Source organism: Nonlabens antarcticus (assembly GCF_015356755.1).
Classification (GTDB): Bacteria; Bacteroidota; Bacteroidia; order Flavobacteriales; family Flavobacteriaceae; genus Nonlabens; species Nonlabens antarcticus.
Map to the genome: position 1 here is coordinate 94,371 of NZ_JADFCO010000060.1, position 20,551 is coordinate 114,921.

At 40.2% G+C, this 20,551-nt stretch carries 15 protein-coding genes; 3 read left to right on the top strand and 12 right to left on the bottom strand.

From position 1 onward, the window contains the following. Nucleotides 1-31: 31 nt before the first annotated feature. Entirely contained in the window at nt 32-2,350 is a 2,319-nt protein-coding gene (locus tag IQ282_RS02370) for an NADP-dependent malic enzyme (RefSeq protein ID WP_194850302.1), read from the bottom strand. Between the two features lie 220 nt (nt 2,351-2,570). Here IQ282_RS02370 and IQ282_RS02375 point away from each other — a divergent pair, with 220 nt between their 5' ends. Next, nucleotides 2,571-3,122, top strand: coding sequence for an REP-associated tyrosine transposase (locus IQ282_RS02375; RefSeq protein ID WP_194850303.1), 552 nt, complete (start codon nt 2,571-2,573; stop codon nt 3,120-3,122). A 108-nt stretch (nt 3,123-3,230) separates the two neighbouring features. Here the strand turns inward: IQ282_RS02375 and IQ282_RS02380 are convergent, their stop codons facing one another. The 3 genes from IQ282_RS02380 to ruvB all read right to left on the bottom strand — a co-directional run bounded on the left by IQ282_RS02380 (nt 3,231) and on the right by ruvB (nt 7,543). After that, nucleotides 3,231-4,568 carry a cytochrome P450 gene (locus tag IQ282_RS02380; RefSeq protein ID WP_194850304.1) on the bottom strand — a complete coding sequence of 446 codons (1,338 nt, stop codon included), beginning with the start codon at nt 4,566-4,568 and terminating at the stop codon, nt 3,231-3,233. A 285-nt stretch (nt 4,569-4,853) separates the two neighbouring features. Beyond that, nucleotides 4,854-6,179, bottom strand: a complete 1,326-nt coding sequence (locus IQ282_RS02385) for a hypothetical protein (protein ID WP_194850337.1) — start codon at nt 6,177-6,179, stop codon at nt 4,854-4,856. 338 nt (nt 6,180-6,517) lie between these two features. Beyond that, the gene (gene ruvB, locus IQ282_RS02390; protein WP_194850305.1) at nt 6,518-7,543 is read right to left on the bottom strand and encodes a Holliday junction branch migration DNA helicase RuvB; all 1,026 of its coding nucleotides are present in this window, start codon (nt 7,541-7,543) and stop codon (nt 6,518-6,520) included. 196 nt (nt 7,544-7,739) lie between these two features. On the opposite strand from ruvB, the gene IQ282_RS02395 reads away from it, so the two are divergent. After that, nucleotides 7,740-8,246: a peroxiredoxin-like family protein gene (locus tag IQ282_RS02395; protein ID WP_194850306.1), complete on the top strand. Its 507-nt coding sequence runs from the start codon at nt 7,740-7,742 to the stop codon at nt 8,244-8,246. A 136-nt stretch (nt 8,247-8,382) separates the two neighbouring features. Here the strand turns inward: IQ282_RS02395 and IQ282_RS02400 are convergent, their stop codons facing one another. Genes IQ282_RS02400 through IQ282_RS02435 form a run of 8 tightly spaced genes read right to left on the bottom strand, consistent with a single transcriptional unit; the run spans nt 8,383 to nt 19,978 of the window. Continuing rightward, on the bottom strand, nt 8,383-10,206 hold the full coding sequence (locus IQ282_RS02400; RefSeq protein ID WP_194850307.1) for a cytochrome c oxidase subunit I: 1,824 nt from the start codon (nt 10,204-10,206) through the stop codon (nt 8,383-8,385). Between the two features lie 5 nt (nt 10,207-10,211). Further along, nucleotides 10,212-11,288, bottom strand: a complete 1,077-nt coding sequence (locus IQ282_RS02405) for a cytochrome c oxidase subunit II (RefSeq protein ID WP_194850308.1) — start codon at nt 11,286-11,288, stop codon at nt 10,212-10,214. Between the two features lie 22 nt (nt 11,289-11,310). Continuing rightward, entirely contained in the window at nt 11,311-12,747 is a 1,437-nt protein-coding gene (locus tag IQ282_RS02410; RefSeq protein WP_194850309.1) for a quinol:cytochrome C oxidoreductase, read from the bottom strand. A 23-nt stretch (nt 12,748-12,770) separates the two neighbouring features. After that, nucleotides 12,771-13,523, bottom strand: coding sequence for a c-type cytochrome (locus IQ282_RS02415; protein ID WP_194850310.1), 753 nt, complete (start codon nt 13,521-13,523; stop codon nt 12,771-12,773). Next, nucleotides 13,523-14,056, bottom strand: coding sequence for a DUF3341 domain-containing protein (locus IQ282_RS02420; RefSeq protein WP_194850311.1), 534 nt, complete (start codon nt 14,054-14,056; stop codon nt 13,523-13,525). The genes IQ282_RS02415 and IQ282_RS02420 overlap by 1 nt, the downstream gene beginning before the upstream one ends. Nucleotides 14,057-14,061: 5 nt before the next feature. Then, nucleotides 14,062-15,498, bottom strand: a complete 1,437-nt coding sequence (nrfD, locus tag IQ282_RS02425) for an NrfD/PsrC family molybdoenzyme membrane anchor subunit (RefSeq protein WP_194850312.1) — start codon at nt 15,496-15,498, stop codon at nt 14,062-14,064. Nucleotides 15,499-15,523: 25 nt separating this feature from the next. Then, a complete protein-coding gene (locus tag IQ282_RS02430; protein ID WP_194850313.1) occupies nt 15,524-18,589 on the bottom strand; it encodes a TAT-variant-translocated molybdopterin oxidoreductase in 3,066 nt (1,021 codons plus the stop codon). A gap of 21 nt (nt 18,590-18,610) precedes the next feature. Beyond that, on the bottom strand, nt 18,611-19,978 hold the full coding sequence (locus IQ282_RS02435; protein ID WP_194850314.1) for a c-type cytochrome: 1,368 nt from the start codon (nt 19,976-19,978) through the stop codon (nt 18,611-18,613). Nucleotides 19,979-20,162: 184 nt separating this feature from the next. On the opposite strand from IQ282_RS02435, the gene IQ282_RS02440 reads away from it, so the two are divergent. Next, a complete protein-coding gene (locus IQ282_RS02440) occupies nt 20,163-20,543 on the top strand; it encodes a translation initiation factor IF-2 (protein WP_228547187.1) in 381 nt (126 codons plus the stop codon). The last annotated feature ends 8 nt before the right edge of the window (nt 20,544-20,551 follow it).

Consider the following 20,551-nt stretch of genomic DNA (forward strand, 5'->3'; position numbering starts at 1 on the left):
CGGCATCAATATCATTTGAAAATCATAGAAATTAATCAACGTTCGCAACTGGTTTTGATTGTTGCGCCTCCTTTTTTTCTTTCTGTTGTGCATCAATAACGGCAACTGCAGACATGTTCACGATCTCATCCACACTGGCTCCCAGTTGTAAAATATGACAAGGTTTTTGCATTCCCATCATAATAGGCCCTATGGAATCTATCCCGCGCATTTCCTTCAATAATTTATAAGTGGAGTTTCCACTTTCAAGATTAGGAAAAATTAGCGTATTTACTTTTTTTCCAGCTAGCTTAGAGAATGGAAATTTCTCCTTCAACATTGTAGGGTTTAGGGCAAAATCTGTTTGAATCTCACCGTCAACAACGATGCTAGGGTAATATTGATGTAAATATTTAACCGCTTCGGTCACCTTGCTCGCATTAGGATGTTTACTAGAACCGAAATTTGCATAAGAAATCATCGCAATTATTGGGTCCACACCAAACATTGCTGCGGTTTTACCAGTCATTTGTGCGATTTTAGCCAGTTCTAAAGCATCGGGTTCAATATTAATGGAAGTGTCAGAAATAAACAATGGACCGCGATCTGTAACCATAAGGTTTGTCGTCGCTATTTTTTCAACGCCTGGTGCCATACCGATAATCTCCATCATAGGACGTACAGAACGCGGGTAGGATTGAGCAACACCGGTAATTAAACAATCTGCATCGCCTAATTTCACCATCATTGCCGCAAAATAATTACGTTGACGCAATGTTTTACCTGCATCAAATTCCGTTATTCCCTTACGCTGGCGCAACTTCCAGAATTCATGCGCATATCGATCCCTGCGAGTGGACTCTTCATCTGTTTTAGGGTCAATAATCAAACAGTGCTGATCAAATTCCAGTTCGTGCATCAAACCTTCAATAACATCTTTACGACCCAGCAGAATAGGGATTCCTATTCCTTCTTCCATAACGATTTGTGCCGCTTTTAAAACGTCAAGGTTATCAGCTTCTGCAAAAACGATGCGTTTTGGATTGGTACGGGCACGGTTCAATATCAATCGCACCATCTTGTTATCAGAACCCATTCGGGACAATAATTCTTCCTCATAGGCAGCCCAGTCTGTAATGGGCTCCTGAGCAACGCCAGATTCCATAGCCGCTCTCGCTACTGCAGGCGGTACGGTTGTAATCAATCGTGGATCAAATGGTTTAGGAATGATATAATCACGACCAAAGTTGAGTCGCAACTCTCCGTACGCAATGTTCACTTGCTCAGGAACAGGTTCTTTAGCAAGCTGAGCGATGGCTTTAGTAGCAGCCAGCTTCATTTCTTCATTAATCTTAGTAGCACGCACATCCATAGCACCTCTAAAGATGAATGGAAAACCTAATACATTGTTCACTTGATTAGGATGGTCGCTGCGACCTGTCGCCATAATGATATCCTCACGGGCGGCCATGGCGAGATCATAATCGATTTCTGGATTTGGATTTGCCATGGCAAACACGATAGGATCGGTATTCATACTGCGCACCATATCCTGACTTACAATATTCCCTGCAGAAAGGCCTAAAAATACATCTGAATCCACCATAGCCTCCGCCATAGTCATGGAATCATGGTGCGACGCAAATTGCATTTGCAATTCTCCCAGGTCTGTACGGGATTTGGTAATCATGCCCTTGCTATCAAACATTACTATATTTTCTACACGAGCGCCTAACTTCACATATAAAGAGGTACAAGAAATCGCAGCGCTACCAGCGCCCGAAACAACAATCTTTACATCCTCAATCTTCTTATCAATTAATTCCAAGGCATTCAACAATGCCGCACTAGAAATAATTGCAGTTCCATGCTGGTCATCGTGCATCACCGGAATGTCCAGTTCTTCCTTCAATCGACGCTCGATCTCAAAAGCCTCTGGAGCCTTAATGTCTTCTAGGTTAATACCTCCAAAAGTAGGAGCGATATTTTTTACCGTAGCAATGAATTCCTCAATGTCTTTAGTATCAATTTCTATGTCAAAACAGTCTAAATCAGCAAAGATCTTGAATAGCAACGCTTTACCTTCCATTACTGGCTTGCTTGCTTCTGGACCTATATCGCCCAGACCTAAAACTGCCGTACCATTTGTTATTACCGCAACCAGATTTCCTTTGACGGTATATTTATAGACATTAGCCTTGTCCTTTACAATCTCTAAGCAAGGTTCTGCAACCCCAGGACTGTAGGCAAGCGATAAATCGCGCTGACTGCTGTATTTTTTTGTGGGAACAACCTTAATCTTTCCAGGCGTGGGTTTTGCGTGATATACCAGCGCTTCTCTTCTTCTACTAGGCTTCTGACTTTGACTCATAAAATGCTTTTTAGGCTCTTACAAAGATAGCGATTAAAGGATTCAACCCGTTTTAAGGTCAGGCTAGATTTCACTAGACACGAGCGGGACGCTCGCGCTAGCTAATAATATAGAAGTTGGCGCGAGCGTCCCGCTCGTGCCCGCCCAATTAGTCCCGCTCGTGCCGATCATCTCTAAAACTAATCGACTATCTTTTACTATTCCTAACTTCCAAAAAACCATGAGCAGAAAATACAAGTTCTTAGAAAAGGATGGCGCTTATTTTATCTCGTTTGCAGTTATTAATTGGATAGACGTTTTTACACGCGAGGTTTATTTTGATTGTATGATTCAATCGATGGATTATTGTAGGAAAAACAAAGGCATGGAAATCTACGGTTATGTCATCATGACCAATCATGTTCATTTGATATTTAGATCTGCAACTGGCGATCCATCTGGGCTAATAAGAGATTTTAAAGGATTTACCTCTAAACAGCTCCTAAAGTCTATTGCGGAAAACAAAAAAGAAAGCCGTAAGGACTGGATGCTTCCCATGTTTGCAGCCGCTGGCGCTAAAAATAGCAACGTTACCAACAACCAATTCTGGCAACAAAACAACCAACCTATCCAGGTCTGGAGCTCTAAGGTCTTTGAGCAAAAGCTAAATTACATCCACCAGAATCCTGTAAAGGCCGGTTTTGCGGCAAACCCAACTGGATGGAAATACAGCAGCGCACGAAATTATATGGAGGATGACCAGTCAGTTTTAGAGATAGATATAGATTTTTAGAATATCTATAGCACGAGCCGGAGGCTCGCGCCAACCCGGAGGCTCGCGCTATCTCTTAGTATAATTTATATATGTTGGCGCGAGCCTCCGGCTCGTGCGGTTACTAATTTATTTTCTACTTCTGAAAGTAACTAAAGCATTTTTGGGTCGCAACGTGATCAACGGATGGTATTCAATGCTATCGTTGACAGCCTTGAGGTCATAGTCTCGCAGCATGTTTTTTAAGACCAGCGCCATTTCAAACACCGCAAAGTTATTCCCTATGCACATGCGCGGTCCAGCGCCAAAAGGAAAATAGTGATCACTGTAACTTTTACGCTTGTCCGCATCAAAGCGCTCTGGAAGGAATTCATCCGGTTGATTCCACAAATCTTTACGTCGGTGCATTTCATAAAACGAAATCAACCAGATGCTGTCTTTCTTTAATTCTATATCACCACAAACATCGTCTTCTACTGCAACACGATCTGTCACATAAGCCGGCGGATATAATCGCATGGTTTCATCCAAAACCTGTTTTGTGTATTCCAGTTCTTTCAACTGCTCCATTAAATCTGGCGAACTTAAATCTGCTATTTCTTTCTGGACTAAATCTGCTTTTTCAGGATGTTGCGCTAGCAATTGGGTGGCAAAAGTCAATACGTTTGATGTCGTTTCATGGCCAGCAATAAAAAGTACCAGAATCTCGTCAATAAGCTGGCGGTCGCTCATGTGAGTTCCATCTTCATAGGTAGACTGCAAGAGCATGTCCAGCAAATCGCCGTATTCCTTTTTTTCTTTGCGGCGCTGATCAATAATATCTTGTAGGATCGCTCTAGCTTCATCGATCAATTCCAAATGGTAGGCAATGCTGGAATCTCCAGACATCCAGCGGCGGTCATAATACCACATAAGGAACGGCAGTCGCAGTTCTTTTATGAGCATTTTTTGGGCTTGCTCGGTAATGAACTGGAGTCTGGCAATCTTCTCGTCCATGTCTTCCAAATAAAACAAACTGCGGGCCACCACTTTAAAAGCAAGATCGCTGAAGATGGCGTGAATGTCTGTTTCAACATCAGGCTGGATTCTGGAAAGTTCTTTCTGAATCACTTCTTCCATAGAATCAACGAGCGTTGCCAGCTGCTTTTTATAAAAAGCTGGTTGTATGAGTTTTCGGTTCTTGCGCCATTCTTCACCGTTTGCAGTTAATAAACCATGACCTATGTATTTACCTAAATCGTCTGTTTGTAGGCTGGACTTGTGGTAATTGCGCTGGTTTTTTTGAAGAATGTGTTGGGTAATGTCAGTATCACAAGTAAAATGGATGGTCAACCCAGGCTTGGGACTGATCTTAAAGGTATTCCCGTACTTCTGAAAATTATCCCTATGAAACGGCAGCGGATTCTTATAAATCGCTCTGGATCGAGAAAGAAAATTAAAAGCGGAAACTTTGTGGATGGTGCGCATGAGTTATTGGTCGGAATGTTTGGTGGTTCTTGCGGTGTAAGGATAGTGAATTTACAAATCGTATTTCTGGTCGAGAGAAATAGGTATAAATGAAAACACCATGACTGTTTGGGTCGAGATAATTTTAAATTACTTTAGCCTATAGCAGGCTGCACCATTCATTTACCGTAGATTTCATGGAATTACCACCTTTCAAAAGCATTGCTTTAATCTCTGGAGAAAACGTTCGTTAATGTTCTCGTGATTATACTTAGCAAAAAATCAAATCTAATTTTTATGCAAGATTTAAATTTTTACGATCCCTAAGTGTAAAAGGTCTGCCTCATACATCTTCGGAGTTGCACTAGAAAAAAAATATTGAACATTTATAATTTGATTAGCTGTAAAAAAATATTGAAAAACGCCTGATGTTCCGAAAAACTCAGCCTTTGTGGAACTATTAATAAATCCACGAGTTAAGTAACCTAAACGATTTGAACCTTGAAATACTGCTAATATGTATTTTGTATTTCCCGAACCCAGGTTTTGAATCGAAATACTACTTGAAATGAGGTATGAACCAGTTTTTAGCACTCGGATGCTACCATTACTTAAAATTTTAAAAGTATCACTATCGATTTCTTGAATATCAGTTGATATCCCACCTAAAGGCATGTTATTAAAATCTGTGTTTGCATTTATAATGTTTGCGCCACCAAAATCTCTATATAAAGTTAATCGTTTACTTCTTGCTTCAACTTGAGAACCAACCTGTTTCCAAGAGTTATTAATCCAATAATAGAAACCAGGACTTACAGCATTTACTCCACTTTCTGATGTGTTGGTATTGTATACTAGAAGCCCATCTGCTGGACTAATTACAGGTGATGCCAAATTTGCATTGGTCAATAACACCCGATTAATTAATAAGCCTTTATCGTTTGCTGCCAAGTCCAATGAAGCGCTACCATCAGGATTATTTTTGCCTATAGCGACTCTTCCTTGTGTATAAATATTATCGGTTATTGCATTGGGCGGCCTATTTGTACTAGCTTCAAACCAGTCTAGATTTGCACTTGTGAGTGCTGTTTGCAAATTTAATTTAACAACAGAACCATCTATAGCCAGTCCCATTAAATTTATTGGAGTACCGTTAAATCTATTACCGGTATACCTATTTAAGAGTAAACTACCATCGCTTTCAAATTGAAAATTTGGTTGTGCACCATTCGCGAATGTCAATTTTCTTCCACTAAAATTTATGTTTCTATTTGCCGTAAGGGTACCATCTGTAGTATAAATGTTCTCACTATCCGCACCACCAGCAAGCAATTTCACCCACTTCACACCATCCCAATAATAAAATCCTTTGTTTATTCCCTGCGAAGCATTCACAGAAGTATTGTAAACCAAAAGACTCTCTACCAAAGCACCCTCAATAGTCGCCTGATCAGTCAGACCTGTTAGACTTACTCTTGGTATAAGTACACCCTTATCTGAAGCATCAACGTCCAGGATTGAAGATTCCTTAGGCAATATCGTACCTATACCCACCTGAGCAGTTACTCCAGTAATGGTACATACAAGAATTAAAGCAAGAATGTAATTTTTAAAGTGTAGAGACCTAATCATATTTTAATATTTATAGACAATACGTAAAAATACGTCTAGAAACTAAAATTGGTTTTAAACTGGCCTCATTTCTTTCCGTAACTATTGGTACGACTCAATTCTACGATTAAACACATTAAAATTTGAAAAAGATTGAACATATGTGGAATTACGACAAACAGGTCTTTAGTTTTATTCGGTTGCATTTCCGTTTACACCTAAAAAATTGTAGCGTAATTATTCCATGAAATATTCGTAATCTTCAAATTACGAGTAAGTAAGCCCAAGAAGTCAATCGAATCATAGCGGGTACAAACAGAAACGTTCAAAATTGTGACTAAGAAGTCATATCTGATGCTTTAATCAAAAAGTCCCCCATTTTTTGCAGCAGGCGTTCTGCCCAGATGTTTGTAAGCATGTTCGGTAACTTCACGACCTCGAGGTGTTCTTATGATGAAACCTTGTTGGATTAAGAAGGGTTCGTAAACTTCCTCAATGGTTTCGGCGCTTTCTGAGACAGCGGTGGAAAGGGTGGTGATCCCTACAGGGCCGCCTTTGAATTTATCGATAATCGTGGTGAGGATTTTGTTATCCATTTCATCCAGTCCGTGAGCATCTACATTCAGTGCTTTGAGTGAATATTGTGCGATTTCCAGATCAATATTTCCTGTTCCTTTAATCTGTGCAAAATCTCTAACGCGACGTAATAATGCATTTGCAATTCGTGGTGTTCCGCGACTGCGGCCTGCGATTTCAATAGCGGCGTCTTGATCGATTTCTACTTGTAGAATCTCTGAGCTGCGTTCTACTATTGTTGATAGCAATTCGGTTGAATAATATTGCAGTCTGGAAGATATTCCAAACCTCGCTCGCATAGGAGCCGTGAGTAAGCCGCTGCGTGTGGTGGCTCCAATTAGGGTAAAGGGTGCAAGATTGATCTGAACGGTGCGCGCATTGGGGCCAGATTCAATCATGATATCAATCTTGTAATCCTCCATCGCAGAATACAAATATTCCTCAACAATGGGACTTAACCGATGGATCTCATCAATAAAAAGCACATCGCGCTCATCCAGATTTGTCAATAATCCGGCTAGATCGCCAGGTTTATCTAGGACTGGTCCAGAGGTTACTTTTATACCAACACCTAACTCTGCCGCTAGAATATGTGCCAAAGTCGTTTTCCCTAAACCTGGTGGGCCATGAAATAAAGTATGATCTAGCGCATCGCCACGCTGGTTTGATGCTTGAACAAATATCTTTAGATTCTCTAGTATTTGATCCTGACCCGCAAAATCATCAAACGATAACGGTCGCAACGCCCGCTCTATATCATGTTCCTCAGGTAATAGGTTTTCGTTAGTGGCATCAAGATTTTCATTCATGTTTCAAAGATACTCGATAGAATAATTGGTTCTCTATGTTGTTCTAATGATGTGGGATATTCGCTTTCGCGAAAGCGATCATCCCAACAAAATCTGCAATAGCATACGGTGTCTTTACCTCGATTTCAAAGTTCTGCTAATTAGCTTCAATTTAATAAATAACTGATTCTTGAAAATTATCTTCAAAAGAAAAATAATGAAACCACAAGAAAAAGTACCCAGCTTACATGTTGACCTTATAAACGACACGAAATGGTCCATGGAAAAGCAAGATCCAGATAAATACACGATGATTATTTTCTATCGCGGTTTGCATTGCCCTATTTGTAAAAAGCAACTCGAAAGTCTTAAGGATAATATGAACGAATTTATAGATCGAGGTGTAAATGTCATCGCTGTAAGTATGGATTCTGAAAAGCGTGCGAAACAAGCTGGTGAAGAATGGGATATAGAAAGCATTCCCGTAGGATTTGAAATGACTGAGAAACAAGCGAGAGAATGGGGATTGTACCTTTCTAAAGGAATAGGCGATACTGAACCAGATTTGTTTTCTGAACCTGGGTTGTTTCTGATTAAAAAAGACGGCACACTGTACAGCTCATCTGTTCAAACAATGCCATTTGCAAGACCAGCATTTGAAGATGTACTAAAAGCGATTGACTTTATAGAAGATAAGTCATACCCAGCACGAGGGGAAGCCTAATAATATGATCGATTCATGATTACATCATTCAACGGATTATGAATCTATGAATCATTGAACAACTAAACGTCAACTGGTTTAAAACAAAAAAGGTGGAGCAAATGCTCCACCTTTTTTTGTTCTCTAGAATCATGTTCTAGTGATTCATTTCTTCTTCTTTAGGTTGTAAAGGAATATGCTGCGGCACATAATCTTGTCCAGCAATTACATACTCATCTTCCTCATTCAACTTACTATAATCATAAGGCCACCTGTGCACGTGAGGGATTGCTCCAGCCCAGTTCCCGTGAATATGTTTATCTCCAGTTGTCCATTCCAACGTGTTAGATTTCCATGGATTAAGCGGAGCTTTTTTACCGTAGAATATACTTTTTACAAAATTGTAAGCAAAGAATAACTGAGCAACAGATGTGAAAATAGCAAAATAGGTAATTAACGAATTCGTATCTGCTAAATCATCAAAGTATGGAAAGTTCGTATTGGTATAATATCTTCTAGGCAATCCTGCCATCCCGACGAAGTGCATCGGGAAAAATACACCGTACGCCCCAATTAAAGTCAACCAGAAATGAACATAACCTAGGTTTTTATCCATCATGCGGTTAAACATCTTAGGGAACCAGTGGTAAACTCCCGCAAAGAATCCGTAGAGGGCAGAAATTCCCATTACAAGGTGAAAGTGAGCAATTACGAAATAGGTATCGTGAACATTAATATCCAGCGTACTATCTCCTAATATAATACCGGTAAGACCACCCGTGATAAATGTTGATACAAAACCTATCGAAAACAGCATCGCCGTATTCATCTGGAGATTTCCTTTCCACAAGGTAGTAATCCAGTTAAAGGCTTTTACTGCCGAAGGAATGGCAATCAACAAAGTTGTAAAAGTAAATACAGATCCCAAGAACGGGTTCATCCCTGATACAAACATGTGGTGACCCCATACAATGGTAGATAAGAAAGCAATTGCTAGTATGGAAGCTACCATCGCACGATATCCGAAAATAGGTTTACGTGAATTAGTTGCCAGGATTTCTGAAACCAGACCCATCGCAGGTAAAATAACGATGTAAACCTCTGGGTGACCTAAGAACCAAAATAAGTGCTCAAAAAGAACTGGTGAACCACCTTGATGTGCAAGTACTTCTCCTTTAATATATATGTCAGAAAGAAAGAATGAGGTTCCAAAACTTCTATCCATTATAAGCAATAGAGCAGCAGCAAATAATACCGGGAAGGAAACAATACCGATTATCGCTGTCACAAAAAATGCCCAAATGGTAAGAGGTAAACGTGTCATTGACATCCCCTTCGTACGCAGGTTAATGACAGTAACGACGTAGTTTAATGATCCTAAAAGTGAAGATGCAATAAATATCGCCATAGAAACTAACCATAAAGTCATACCCAATCCAGAACCTGACATTGCTTCTGGCAATGCACTTAATGGAGGATAAACAGTCCATCCGGCAGCTGCTGGACCTAATTCTACAAATAAAGACCCTATCATTATTGCGGCAGAAACAAAGAACAACCAATAAGAAACCATGTTAAGGAATCCTGATGCCATGTCTCGTGCTCCTATCTGTAGCGGAATCAGAAAGTTAGAGAACGTACCACTCAATCCTGCGGTAAGAACAAAGAATACCATAATGGTACCGTGAATAGTTACTAACGCAAGGTAAATACCTGGATCCATAACACCGTCCGGTGCCCACTTACCTAAAAGCATTTCAAAAACAACACTAGGCTGCTCAGGGTTTGCGATTTGCATTCTCATAAGTACAGACATAGCTATACCTATAACACCCATAATAAGACCCGTAATAAGATATTGCTTTGCAATCATCTTGTGGTCTTGGGAGAAAATATACTTCGTTACAAAAGTTTCTTTGTGGTGGTGATGTCCATCGTCATGTCCGTGGTCATCATGCTCAACTGCAACAGCTTGTCCCATAAATACTAGTTTTTAGCTTTCGCTAATGATTTTTCAAATGTTTCTTGAGTAGATAACCACTCATTAAATTCTTCTTCCGTCTCTACAATAATCTTTGCTTGCATATTGTAATGAGAATTTCCACAAATTTTGTTACACAAAATGTAATAATCAAATTCATAAGGATCTAGTGCAACGTCTCCGTCAGCTATGAGTTCCTTACTTTTTTGTCGTCGGATTTCATTAATCTTACGAACTTTGCGGTTCATAAACTCCGTATTTCTATAATCCTCTGAAGTTACGGTAGGTGTAAATTTAAATTGTGTCACCATTCCCGGAACAACATTCATTTGTGCTCTAAAGTGTGGCATGTAAGCAGAGTGCAAAACATCCTGACTACGGAATTTAAATAGAACAGGTCTATTTACAGGTAAATGTATCTCTTGCGCAACAGAATCATCCATACCATCAGCATCTGTAGGATCAATACCCAATGCATTTGTACCCTCAATAAAGCGAACATTAGCATCACCTAGTGTATTGTCTGCACCACTGTATCGAATTTTCCAGCCAAACTGATAAGCATAAACTTCTACTATTAATGGATCGTCATCTAGATTAGCATCCATCAAGTCATTCCAAGAGAAAAGACCCCATAGGATCAATCCAGCTAGCACCACAACAGGAACTGCTGTCCAGATAAACTCCAAACGATCATTATCTGCATAAAACAAAGCTCTTTGACCTTTCTTTCCGTGGTATTTATAAGCAAACCAGTGAAGTAAAGCTTGGGTTAAGAACTGAACGATCATGATAACGACACCCGTTAAAAGCAAAAGGTTGTCGTATTCCGCACCATGCTTTGAACCAGCATCTGGGAGGAAAAAATCTTTGTAGGCAATAAAACAAGCGATCATCATGATATAGAACGCTACAACGAAAACAAGCATACCTTGTCCGTTACGCTTATTGTCAATGTCGTTTGCCACATCACTCATCTCTGTGTCTGGATCAGGTGATTTACCAAGCTTTATAATCTTAGTGATTTGCCAGATAGAAACAGCAAGAAGAGCTGCAATAAATATGATTAGAAATGCTGTCATTACAGTTTAATTCTATAAATTTTTAATAATGGAAATGTTTACTTTCTCCTAGATAAGGATCGCCTTTAGGAAGCAATGGTGCTTTGGTCAGTGAATTGAAAATGTATAATAAGAACAATCCAGCAAAGAATAAGAACGCTCCGATTTCAGGAAAACCAATAAACCAAGAGGCGCCAACTGTACCCGGCATGACCATTACAAAGATATCAAGATAATGACCTACTATAATGAAAATACCAGCCGTTACAACGAACCAATTGATACGTTTAAAGTCGGAATTCATTAGGATTAATATCGGGAAAAGGAAGTTAATTACAACCATTCCGAAAAATAATAAGTTATAGTCCTGAATACGAGCGACAAAGTAGGTGACTTCTTCTGGAATGTTTGAGTACCAAATCAGCATAAATTGGGAAAACCATAGATATGTCCAGAAAATACTGAAACCGAACATGTATTTTGCCAAGTCATGAATGTGAGAGTCGTTTACAAATTCAAGATGTCCTGAACCTTTCAAAAAGATGGTCACTAATGCAATCATGGTAATTCCAGCAACAATCATACTGGACAACACGTACCAGCCGAACAAAGTAGAGAACCAGTGTGGATCTAAACTTAAAATCCAGTCCCAAGACATAATGGATTCCGTTACTATGAAAAACACTAAAAACATCGCACTGTGCTTGAAGGCCTTTTTATACCAGATATTTCCTTCTGGACTATCATCCTGCTTCAGACCGAATCTACGGACGTTCCACATGTAGATGTTCCAACCTACTATAAATATACCCGCACGAATTAACCAGAATGGAACATTTAAGTATGCAGTTTTACCCGCAATTATATGGTCGTAAGCTGGACTTGTAGGATCATCAACTCCTGGAGCCATCCATGTAAATAGATGATTTAAACCTAGACCGCTAAGTAGTAACAAAACAAACATGAGGATACCACCTGGTAGTATGTAACTACTAACCCCTTCCATTACTCGAAACAAAACTGGTGACCAGCCTGCTTGTGCAACTTTTTGAAGAGCTAGAAATACCAGAGCACCTAAGGCAATCATGAAAAAGAAAAAACAAGCTACATAAACTGCAGACCATGGTCTGTTAACAAGCTGATGATAAACATGCTCTGCATGTGAGCCTGAATGATCTTCCGCCTCGTGTGGTGTAACGGTGTGCTCATTGGATGTCAACGATGCCTCTTTGTTTTCTGTAACATGACCAGTCTCCATTTGAGAATCATCACCATGTTCCATCGCATTGCCACCTTCCATTGTAGCCTCGTGATCTGAAGCAGCAGCACTATCACCGCCGTGTGAGGCTTCCTCGCTAAGCATTTGTTCTACAGCGGCTTCATTTTCCGGTACATTGAAAAAACCTACAGCTGTCAACAATCCTCCCAATACCATCAGGATGATTGCAAAAACTTTCAATTTGGTTGTAAGAGTATACATATATAATATCTTCTTGTGTCCGGTTACTGGCCGTCGTTTGTTTGTTGATCTTGTGGGTCTGTCGGAGCGTTTCCTGCAGCAGTCGTCATAGTACTATCCGCAGCCACGTTTGTAGTTTCAGAAGAATCCGTTACTTGTTGCGCTGCTCCAGACTCTGGCATAACTATTTTACCATCTTTATCCATTACTGGCTTTCTAGGAACTCCCATAAGGTCTGCCCTTAAAGCTTCTACAAAATGAACGATTTCCCAACGCTCTTCAATGCTGGTCTGTGAAGCATAGGATCCCATATAATTAATACCATGATACATTACATGATAAATGGAACCTTCCGTAATCTCTCTTGCGTCATAACTAGGAACTCCTAAGATCTTCTCGGTCTCCACTAAGTAACCTACACCGTTACCTTTAGCTCCGTGACATATAGCACAATAGATGCCATATAGGGCTTGTCCATTAGACAGGTGATCTTCCGTTAAGGGAACAGGGTTGATTAAGTTCGCTTTCGCGGAAGCGTACCCGTCATTATCATCCTCGTACTCATAAGGCATCCACCCTCTGGAAACAGTTCCATCTACCGGTTTTTGCGCTTCCATGTTTCCAGGAAAGATTGCTCCTTCCTGATAAGCCTCATAACCTACAGATTCATACATATTAGGAAAATACTGAAAACTGCGATTGGATTTTGCATCCACTTCTTTTGTACCGTCATCCCCACATGAAATGAGAAGCAAGGTACAAGCAGCATATATGAATGGTTTCAAATAAATATTCATTAATGTTCTTCTTTGTCGATTAGTACAAGCTCTACAGCACCGGTATCGTATAAAAACTTTGTAATGGAGTCTACATCCTCGCCGTAAGCGTCAACCTCCATTAGAAAGTGGTCGTCTGTTGTTCTAACATCTGGATTCTCTGCTTTTTTGAATGGCCATAATCTACTACGTAAGTAAAAGGTAATTACCATCAAGTGGGCTGCAAAAAACACGGTTAATTCAAACATGATCGGTACAAATGCCGGCATGTTTTGAATAAAACTAAAACTAGGCTTTCCTCCTATGTCCTGCGGCCAGTCCTCAATCATGATATAATTCATCATTACTGTAGCTACTGCAAGACCTACTATTCCAAAAAGAAATGAGGTTACCGCTAGTCTTGTATCCTTTAAACCCATAGCTTTTTCAAGGCCATGAACAGGGAAAGGACAAAATATCTCTTCTATGTGATATCGTTGCTCTCTGATTTGTTTTACTGCATTCAGTAAAATATCGTCATCGTTATAAAGAGCATGTATTTTATGTGTCGCCATTATATTTACTCGCTAGGATGTGCCATCGGGTCACCGGAAGCAGCATTTGGGTTAGACGTCGCTTTTTGTTCTCTCAATTCCTTGTACTTATTACCACTGGCTTTAAGTATAGATTTAACTTCTGCTTGCGCGATTACAGGGAATGTTCTCGCATACAACAAGAATAACACAAAGAAGAATCCTATAGTACCTATGAAAATTCCTATATCTACGAATGTAGGTGAGAACATAGTCCATGAGGAAGGTAAATAATCACGGTGCAATGAAGTTACGATAATTACAAATCGTTCAAACCACATTCCTATGTTTACCACTATGGATATTGCAAAGGAGAATACAATGCTCGTACGTAATTTTTTGAACCACATAAACTGCGGAGAGAAAACATTACAGGTCATCATACTCCAGTAAGCCCACCAGTAAGGACCGGTAGCCCTGTTTAAAAATGCAAACTGCTCATATTCCACACCGGAATACCATGCCATGAACAGCTCTGTGATATAAGCTACACCTACAATGGATCCCGTAATCATGATTACAAGGTTCATCAATTCGATGTGCTGTATTGTAATATAGTCTTCCAGATGACAAACCTTTCTCATAACAATGAGAAGTGTGTTCACCATCGCAAAACCAGAGAATACCGCTCCTGCCACAAAATATGGTGGGAAAATGGTCGTGTGCCATCCTGGAATTACAGAGGTTGCAAAGTCAAAGGATACAATCGTGTGAACTGAAAGTACCAGCGGCGTCGCTAATCCTGCAAGTACTAAGGATACTTCTTCAAAACGTTGCCAGTCCTTAGCTCTACCAGACCAACCGAAGGAAAGTATTCCGTATATTTTTTTATTAAATGGTGTAATTGCTCTATCACGAATCATAGCAAAATCAGGAAGTAACCCTGTCCACCAGAATACAAGGGATACAGACAAATAAGTTGAAATTGCAAATACATCCCAAAGTAACGGAGAGTTGAAATTCACCCATAAAGAACCGAATTGGTTAGGGATAGGCAATACCCAGTAAGCTAACCATGGACGACCCATGTGGATAATTGGGAATAAACCTGCCTGAATAACTGAGAAAATAGTCATCGCCTCTGCAGACCTGTTAATCGCCATCCTCCATTTTTGACGGAATAGCAACAATACTGCTGAAATCAAGGTTCCAGCATGGCCGATTCCTACCCACCATACAAAGTTTGTAATATCCCAAGCCCAACCTACGGTCTTGTTCAATCCCCAAACTCCAATACCGGTAGAGATGGTATAAGTAATACATCCTATTCCATAAAGAAAGGCAATCATGGCAATTGTGAACACAAACCACCACTGCTTGTTTGCTGGTCCTTCTACAGGAAAAGCAATATCTCTAGTAACGTCGGCATACGTTTTGTCACCGGTTACTAAGGGTCTTCTTATGGACGCTTCATAATGAGCCATAGTGCGTTAATTAGTTTCTTAGTTATTATACGTTTCTTACCTTAACCTGATACATCACGTTAGGCTCAGTTCCTACTTCTTCCAACAAGTGATACATACGATCTTGTTGTTTCACTTCGAAAATCTCAGACTCCTTGTCATTAATATCACCGAATGTAATGGCTCCATTATAACAGGCATTTGAACAAGCCGTAGCAAATTCTCCATCCTCGATCATTCTACCGTCTTTCTTAGCTTCTAGAATCGTCATTTGAGTCATCTGAATACACATAGAACATTTTTCCATTACCCCACGGGAACGAACGGTAACATCTGGATTGATTACCATGCGACCTAGATCATTATTCATGTGGTAATCAAACTCATCATTACCATTATATAAGAACCAGTTGAATCTACGTACTTTATAAGGACAGTTGTTAGCACAATATCTTGTACCTACACAACGGTTATAAATCATGTGATTCTGACCTTGACGACTGTGTGATGATGCTGCAACAGGACAAACTGTTTCACATGGTGCGTGGTTACAGTGCTGACACATAATAGGCATAAATGCCACTTGTGGTTCGTCCGCTGGAATTTCCAATTCACCGAATCCTCCTAAAGAACCATTATCACCGAATAGCCCAGAAAAACCATCTTTCTTAGATTCATCATCTTCAAAACTATCTGTGGAAGAGTAATATCTATCGATACGCAACCAGTGCATATCTCTTGAACGTCTTACTTCTGTTTTACCAACGACAGGAACATTATTTTCTGCATGACATGCTACTACACAAGCACCACAACCGGTACAAGCGTTTAAGTCAATTGACATATTGAAGTGATGCCCTACAGAGCGGTCAAAACTTTCCCAGAGATCAACATCTGGAGATGTTACGGGTGTTCCTATATGATTCAAGGAAACCTCGATCATAGGATTGAACTCGTCTCTATTACCTTTTAAATAAGTTCCCATGTCAGTCTCGCGAATAATATCACGACCCATCATGGTATTTTGTAGTTGTGTACAAGCAAACTCATGAACGCCACCTGCAACTTCAACACTTACAGATTGAACTGTCCTTCCGTTCTTGAAGAAAGGAAAAGCGTTAACACCGGTTTGCATTTCTTCTTGTATTGAAGAAGTCTGACCATATCCTAAAGCAAGACCAATAGTTCCTACTGCTTGACCAGGCTGTATTATCGCTGGGATCTTACGTTCCACTCCATCCATTCTAACGATCGCATAAGAACCATCCAATGCTCCATTTGCAACGTTGAAATTCTCAATCCCTAAATTGTCAGCATCTTTTTGGGAAACTGTAATGTAATTATCCCAAGTTGTTCTAGTAATAGGATCAGGAAGTTCTTGCAACCATGGGTTATTTGCTTGCGTTCCATCACCCATGGAAATCTTAGTGTATAACACTAATTCGTAATCACCAGTAGCTTTTGAAGCACCCAGATCGCGCAATGCAGCTGCATTGTTTATTGTTGGGACTTCTGATTCTGTACCTGAGGTTTCAGAAAGAGTAGCGGTGTAAAATCCATCCTGTAACGACTGATTCCAGCTGGAACCATTTGCAGTGGAACTTGTTTTTAGGTAATCTTTATATGTTTCATTGCTACCAGACCAGACTAACAAAGAGTCTTGCAACTGGCGCGTATCAAACAACGTATTGATCGTAGGTTGCATCAAGGAAACAGTTCCTTTCTTCATTTCTACATCACCCCAAGATTCTAAATAATGCGGTGTAGTAGCTACATAATCAGACTGCTCTGCTGTAGCATCTAGACGTGATGCTAATGATACCTTGAGTGGTACATTCTTCCACGCTTTCGCGAAAGCTTCATTGTCGTCATAACTATAAAAAGGATCTACACCTGCAACAAAAACAGCACCTACAGCACCACTTTCCATGTCTTTAACCAGCTGGTTAACCGCCCGGCGGCTACCTTGTCTCGTAAGAATAGGATTAGCAGTATCAATAATAGTACTACCTAGTTGCTCGTTAATTTCAAGTGCTAATTGTTGTGCTCCTTGATCTGGAAGACCGCAAAGAACAACGCCTTTGCTTCCTGCACGACGCAATTTTTGCGCCGCTTGTTCAACAGCTTTAGAAACTTTATCAGACAGGTTACTATTTGCAGAACCACCTACAACTTTACTGTAAAGGGCTGCAATAATTTGTTTTTGCTCGGTAGGTGTTACAGGATAACGTTGGTCTGCATTTGCACCAGCCAGAGACATATTAGACTCAAACTGCACGTGATGTGACATTTTACCATTCTTAGGAACGCGAGATTGTGCATAGTTGGTATCAAAACTACCACCTTGCCAGTCTCCTACAAAATCTGCTCCTATACTAACGATGCATTCTGCATCCTTAAAATCATAATCTGCAAGACCGCGCTGGAAGTATTTAGCCTCAAAGGCATCCAGTGCAGCATCTTCACCAACAGTGTCGTAGGTTACCTGACGAACATTAGGATACGCAGCTTTGAAGTCTTCCATCAATTTTGCTGTTGATGGACTGGCAAAAGTCTGTGTTAGAAAAACGATCTGCTTTCCTGCATTAGCATTTAACTGCTGACGCACTTCCTTATCTAATTCTGACCAGGTGGATTCTTTTCCTTTTACTAGTGGGGTTTTAAGACGATTATTGTCATACAAACCTAAAACAGATGCATGGACACGGGCGCTGGCATTACCGCGAGCAGCAATATCTCTATTACCTTCAATTTTAATAGGTCTTCCCTCACGAGTCTTAACAAGAACACTTGCAAAATCATACCCGTTAGCAATGGTAGTCGCATAATAGTTTGCGATTCCTGGAATAAGCCTTTCTGGTTGATTCACATAAGGAACAGAGTTGATAACAGGACCTTCACAGGCAGCAAGTGATGCTGCAGCGGTACTGAAACCTACGTATTTCAAGAAATCACGACGTGTGGTGCTGGAAGATTCCATCGCCTTATCGTCTCCTAGAAATTCTTCAGTTGGAACAGGCGTTGCAAACTCGTTTTGCTCGAGACTTTTGATCATCTCATTGCTCGTATCGAGTTGCGCAGTACTTTTCCAGTATTTTTTAGTAGTAGCCATAAAATTCTTAAGCTATTTTTTTTAGTAGTGGCACTTGCCACATTCAATTCCTCCCAAGTCTGCAACCGTCAATTGACGACCACCACGTTTCTCTGATAATTCCTTATGAATCTCTTCATAGTATCCATTACCTGCTAAATCTACATTAGTTTCTCTGTGACAGTTAATACACCATCCCATCGTTAATGGAGAATATTGATACATAACTTCCATTTCTTCTACGGGACCATGACAAGTCTGACATGCAATATTACCAGCAGTAACGTGTTGCGCGTGATTGAAGTAGGCGAGATCAGGCAAGTTGTGAATGCGCACCCATCTTACCGGCTGCTCTTCTCCTACAAACGCTTGCTCGTCTTCACTCCATCCTGTAGCAGAATATAGTTTTTGGATCTCTTTATTATAATCGATACCGTACTCCTCTATACCTTCTTGATAGGTTCCATCTGCAACCTCTGCAATGGATTTGTGACAATTCATACAAACATTAAGAGAAGGAATCCCAGAGTGTTTAGACTCTCTTGCACTAGAGTGACAATACTTACAATCAATCTGGCTTACACCAGCGTGAATTCTGTGCGAGTAGTGAATAGGTTGCACTGGGGCATACCCTTGATCTACACCTACACTCATTAAAGCACCATAAACAAAGTAAGCACTTGCAAGCAATAAAAATATTGCCGTCACTAGTACTAGGAATTGATTTTGTACAAATGCTTTCCAGATAGGAGTTCTTTCTGTTCTATCCTCTTCTTCAAATTCCGTTTGAATACCGTTTGCAGTAGCAAATCTTTTTAAGGTAGTATTTACCGCAAAAAGAACAACAATCAATACTATTAAAACAAGAGCTAATGCACCTAACACAATATTGTTTGTCATAGAACTGGTTCCACCGCCGCCAGCAGCAGCCTCTCCATCAACAGGTGCAGCAGTTGTTGCAACGGGTTTAGGAGTATCTGTATAAGCCAGAATATTATCAATATCTTGATTTGAAAGCCCTGGAAAGGCATTCATGTTAGATTGATTATACTCGTTGTAGATCGCTAGAGCCTCCGCATCACCTGTAGCAATAAGCGCGGCAGAATTTTTGATCCACTCGTACAACCATTCTCGGTCGTGACGTTTAGTAACTTCAAAAAGAGCTGGCCCTACAGCTTTTTTATATAGTTTGTGACAGGAAGCACAATTTGCTTTAAAAAGCGCTTCACCTTGGGTCGCATTACCACCTGAGGTATCTGATTCACTTGGGGTCGCTTCTACTGGCGTTGCAGATTCAGCATCTGATGTAGTGGCATCTTCTTGAGCTTGAGCTCCCATCATGGAGAAAACCAGGAACAGGGAAGCTAAAAATAGCTGTAGCGTAGAAAGATGTAATTTCTTTTTTATCATCTCGTTTAATGATTATTACAATAACTTTGGCACAATAATTACAGTAGTCTACTGTATCCTTAAAGCCTTGCAAAAATAGGTCAAAAATGGTTTATTTTTGGGAGGAGCTAATGAAGAAATTAATTTATAAAGGTTCTAAATAGAAGTTCGCTTTCGCGAAAGCGGGCTCATCACACCCATTGCTATGATTACAAAAACGATAAAAAGTATCTTATTAATTGGAAGTGTGGTTCTTACGTCCCAATTAGGTTTTGGACAAAGTACTACAAAGGTCAATGAAGCAGATCTGGAACGCCTGGTTGCCGCTAAAGTTGCCATGGATAAAGAGGGAGCTTTCAATGATCGATACACGATTCACATCTTTCAAGGCGAAAATCAGGAGGCTGGATCTGTAAAATCAAGATATGACGCGCTAGGGCTTCTATGGAAGTCTGAATTAAAGTATGAGCCGCCCTATCATAAAGTATGGATAGGCAAATACCGCAGTAGACTTGAGGCTGAACGTGCGCTGTTAGAGGTTAAAAAGTCATTTCCTCATGCTTTCGTAATGAAGCCAAAAGGTTAGTTTCTTAA

Bases quoted from the DNA above. Each gene is read 5' to 3' on its own strand.
- IQ282_RS02370 (WP_194850302.1), bottom strand. From the start codon at position 2,350: ATGAGTCAAAGTCAGAAGCCTAGTAGAAGAAGAGAAGCGCTGGTATAT.
- IQ282_RS02375 (WP_194850303.1), top strand. From the start codon at position 2,571: ATGAGCAGAAAATACAAGTTCTTAGAAAAGGATGGCGCTTATTTTATC.
- IQ282_RS02380 (WP_194850304.1), bottom strand. From the start codon at position 4,568: ATGCGCACCATCCACAAAGTTTCCGCTTTTAATTTTCTTTCTCGATCC.
- IQ282_RS02385 (WP_194850337.1), bottom strand. From the start codon at position 6,179: ATGATTAGGTCTCTACACTTTAAAAATTACATTCTTGCTTTAATTCTT.
- ruvB (WP_194850305.1), bottom strand. From the start codon at position 7,543: ATGAATGAAAATCTTGATGCCACTAACGAAAACCTATTACCTGAGGAA.
- IQ282_RS02395 (WP_194850306.1), top strand. From the start codon at position 7,740: ATGAAACCACAAGAAAAAGTACCCAGCTTACATGTTGACCTTATAAAC.
- IQ282_RS02400 (WP_194850307.1), bottom strand. From the start codon at position 10,206: ATGGGACAAGCTGTTGCAGTTGAGCATGATGACCACGGACATGACGAT.
- IQ282_RS02405 (WP_194850308.1), bottom strand. From the start codon at position 11,288: ATGACAGCATTTCTAATCATATTTATTGCAGCTCTTCTTGCTGTTTCT.
- IQ282_RS02410 (WP_194850309.1), bottom strand. From the start codon at position 12,747: ATGTATACTCTTACAACCAAATTGAAAGTTTTTGCAATCATCCTGATG.
- IQ282_RS02415 (WP_194850310.1), bottom strand. From the start codon at position 13,523: ATGAATATTTATTTGAAACCATTCATATATGCTGCTTGTACCTTGCTT.
- IQ282_RS02420 (WP_194850311.1), bottom strand. From the start codon at position 14,056: ATGGCGACACATAAAATACATGCTCTTTATAACGATGACGATATTTTA.
- nrfD (WP_194850312.1), bottom strand. From the start codon at position 15,498: ATGGCTCATTATGAAGCGTCCATAAGAAGACCCTTAGTAACCGGTGAC.
- IQ282_RS02430 (WP_194850313.1), bottom strand. From the start codon at position 18,589: ATGGCTACTACTAAAAAATACTGGAAAAGTACTGCGCAACTCGATACG.
- IQ282_RS02435 (WP_194850314.1), bottom strand. From the start codon at position 19,978: ATGATAAAAAAGAAATTACATCTTTCTACGCTACAGCTATTTTTAGCT.
- IQ282_RS02440 (WP_228547187.1), top strand. From the start codon at position 20,163: ATGATTACAAAAACGATAAAAAGTATCTTATTAATTGGAAGTGTGGTT.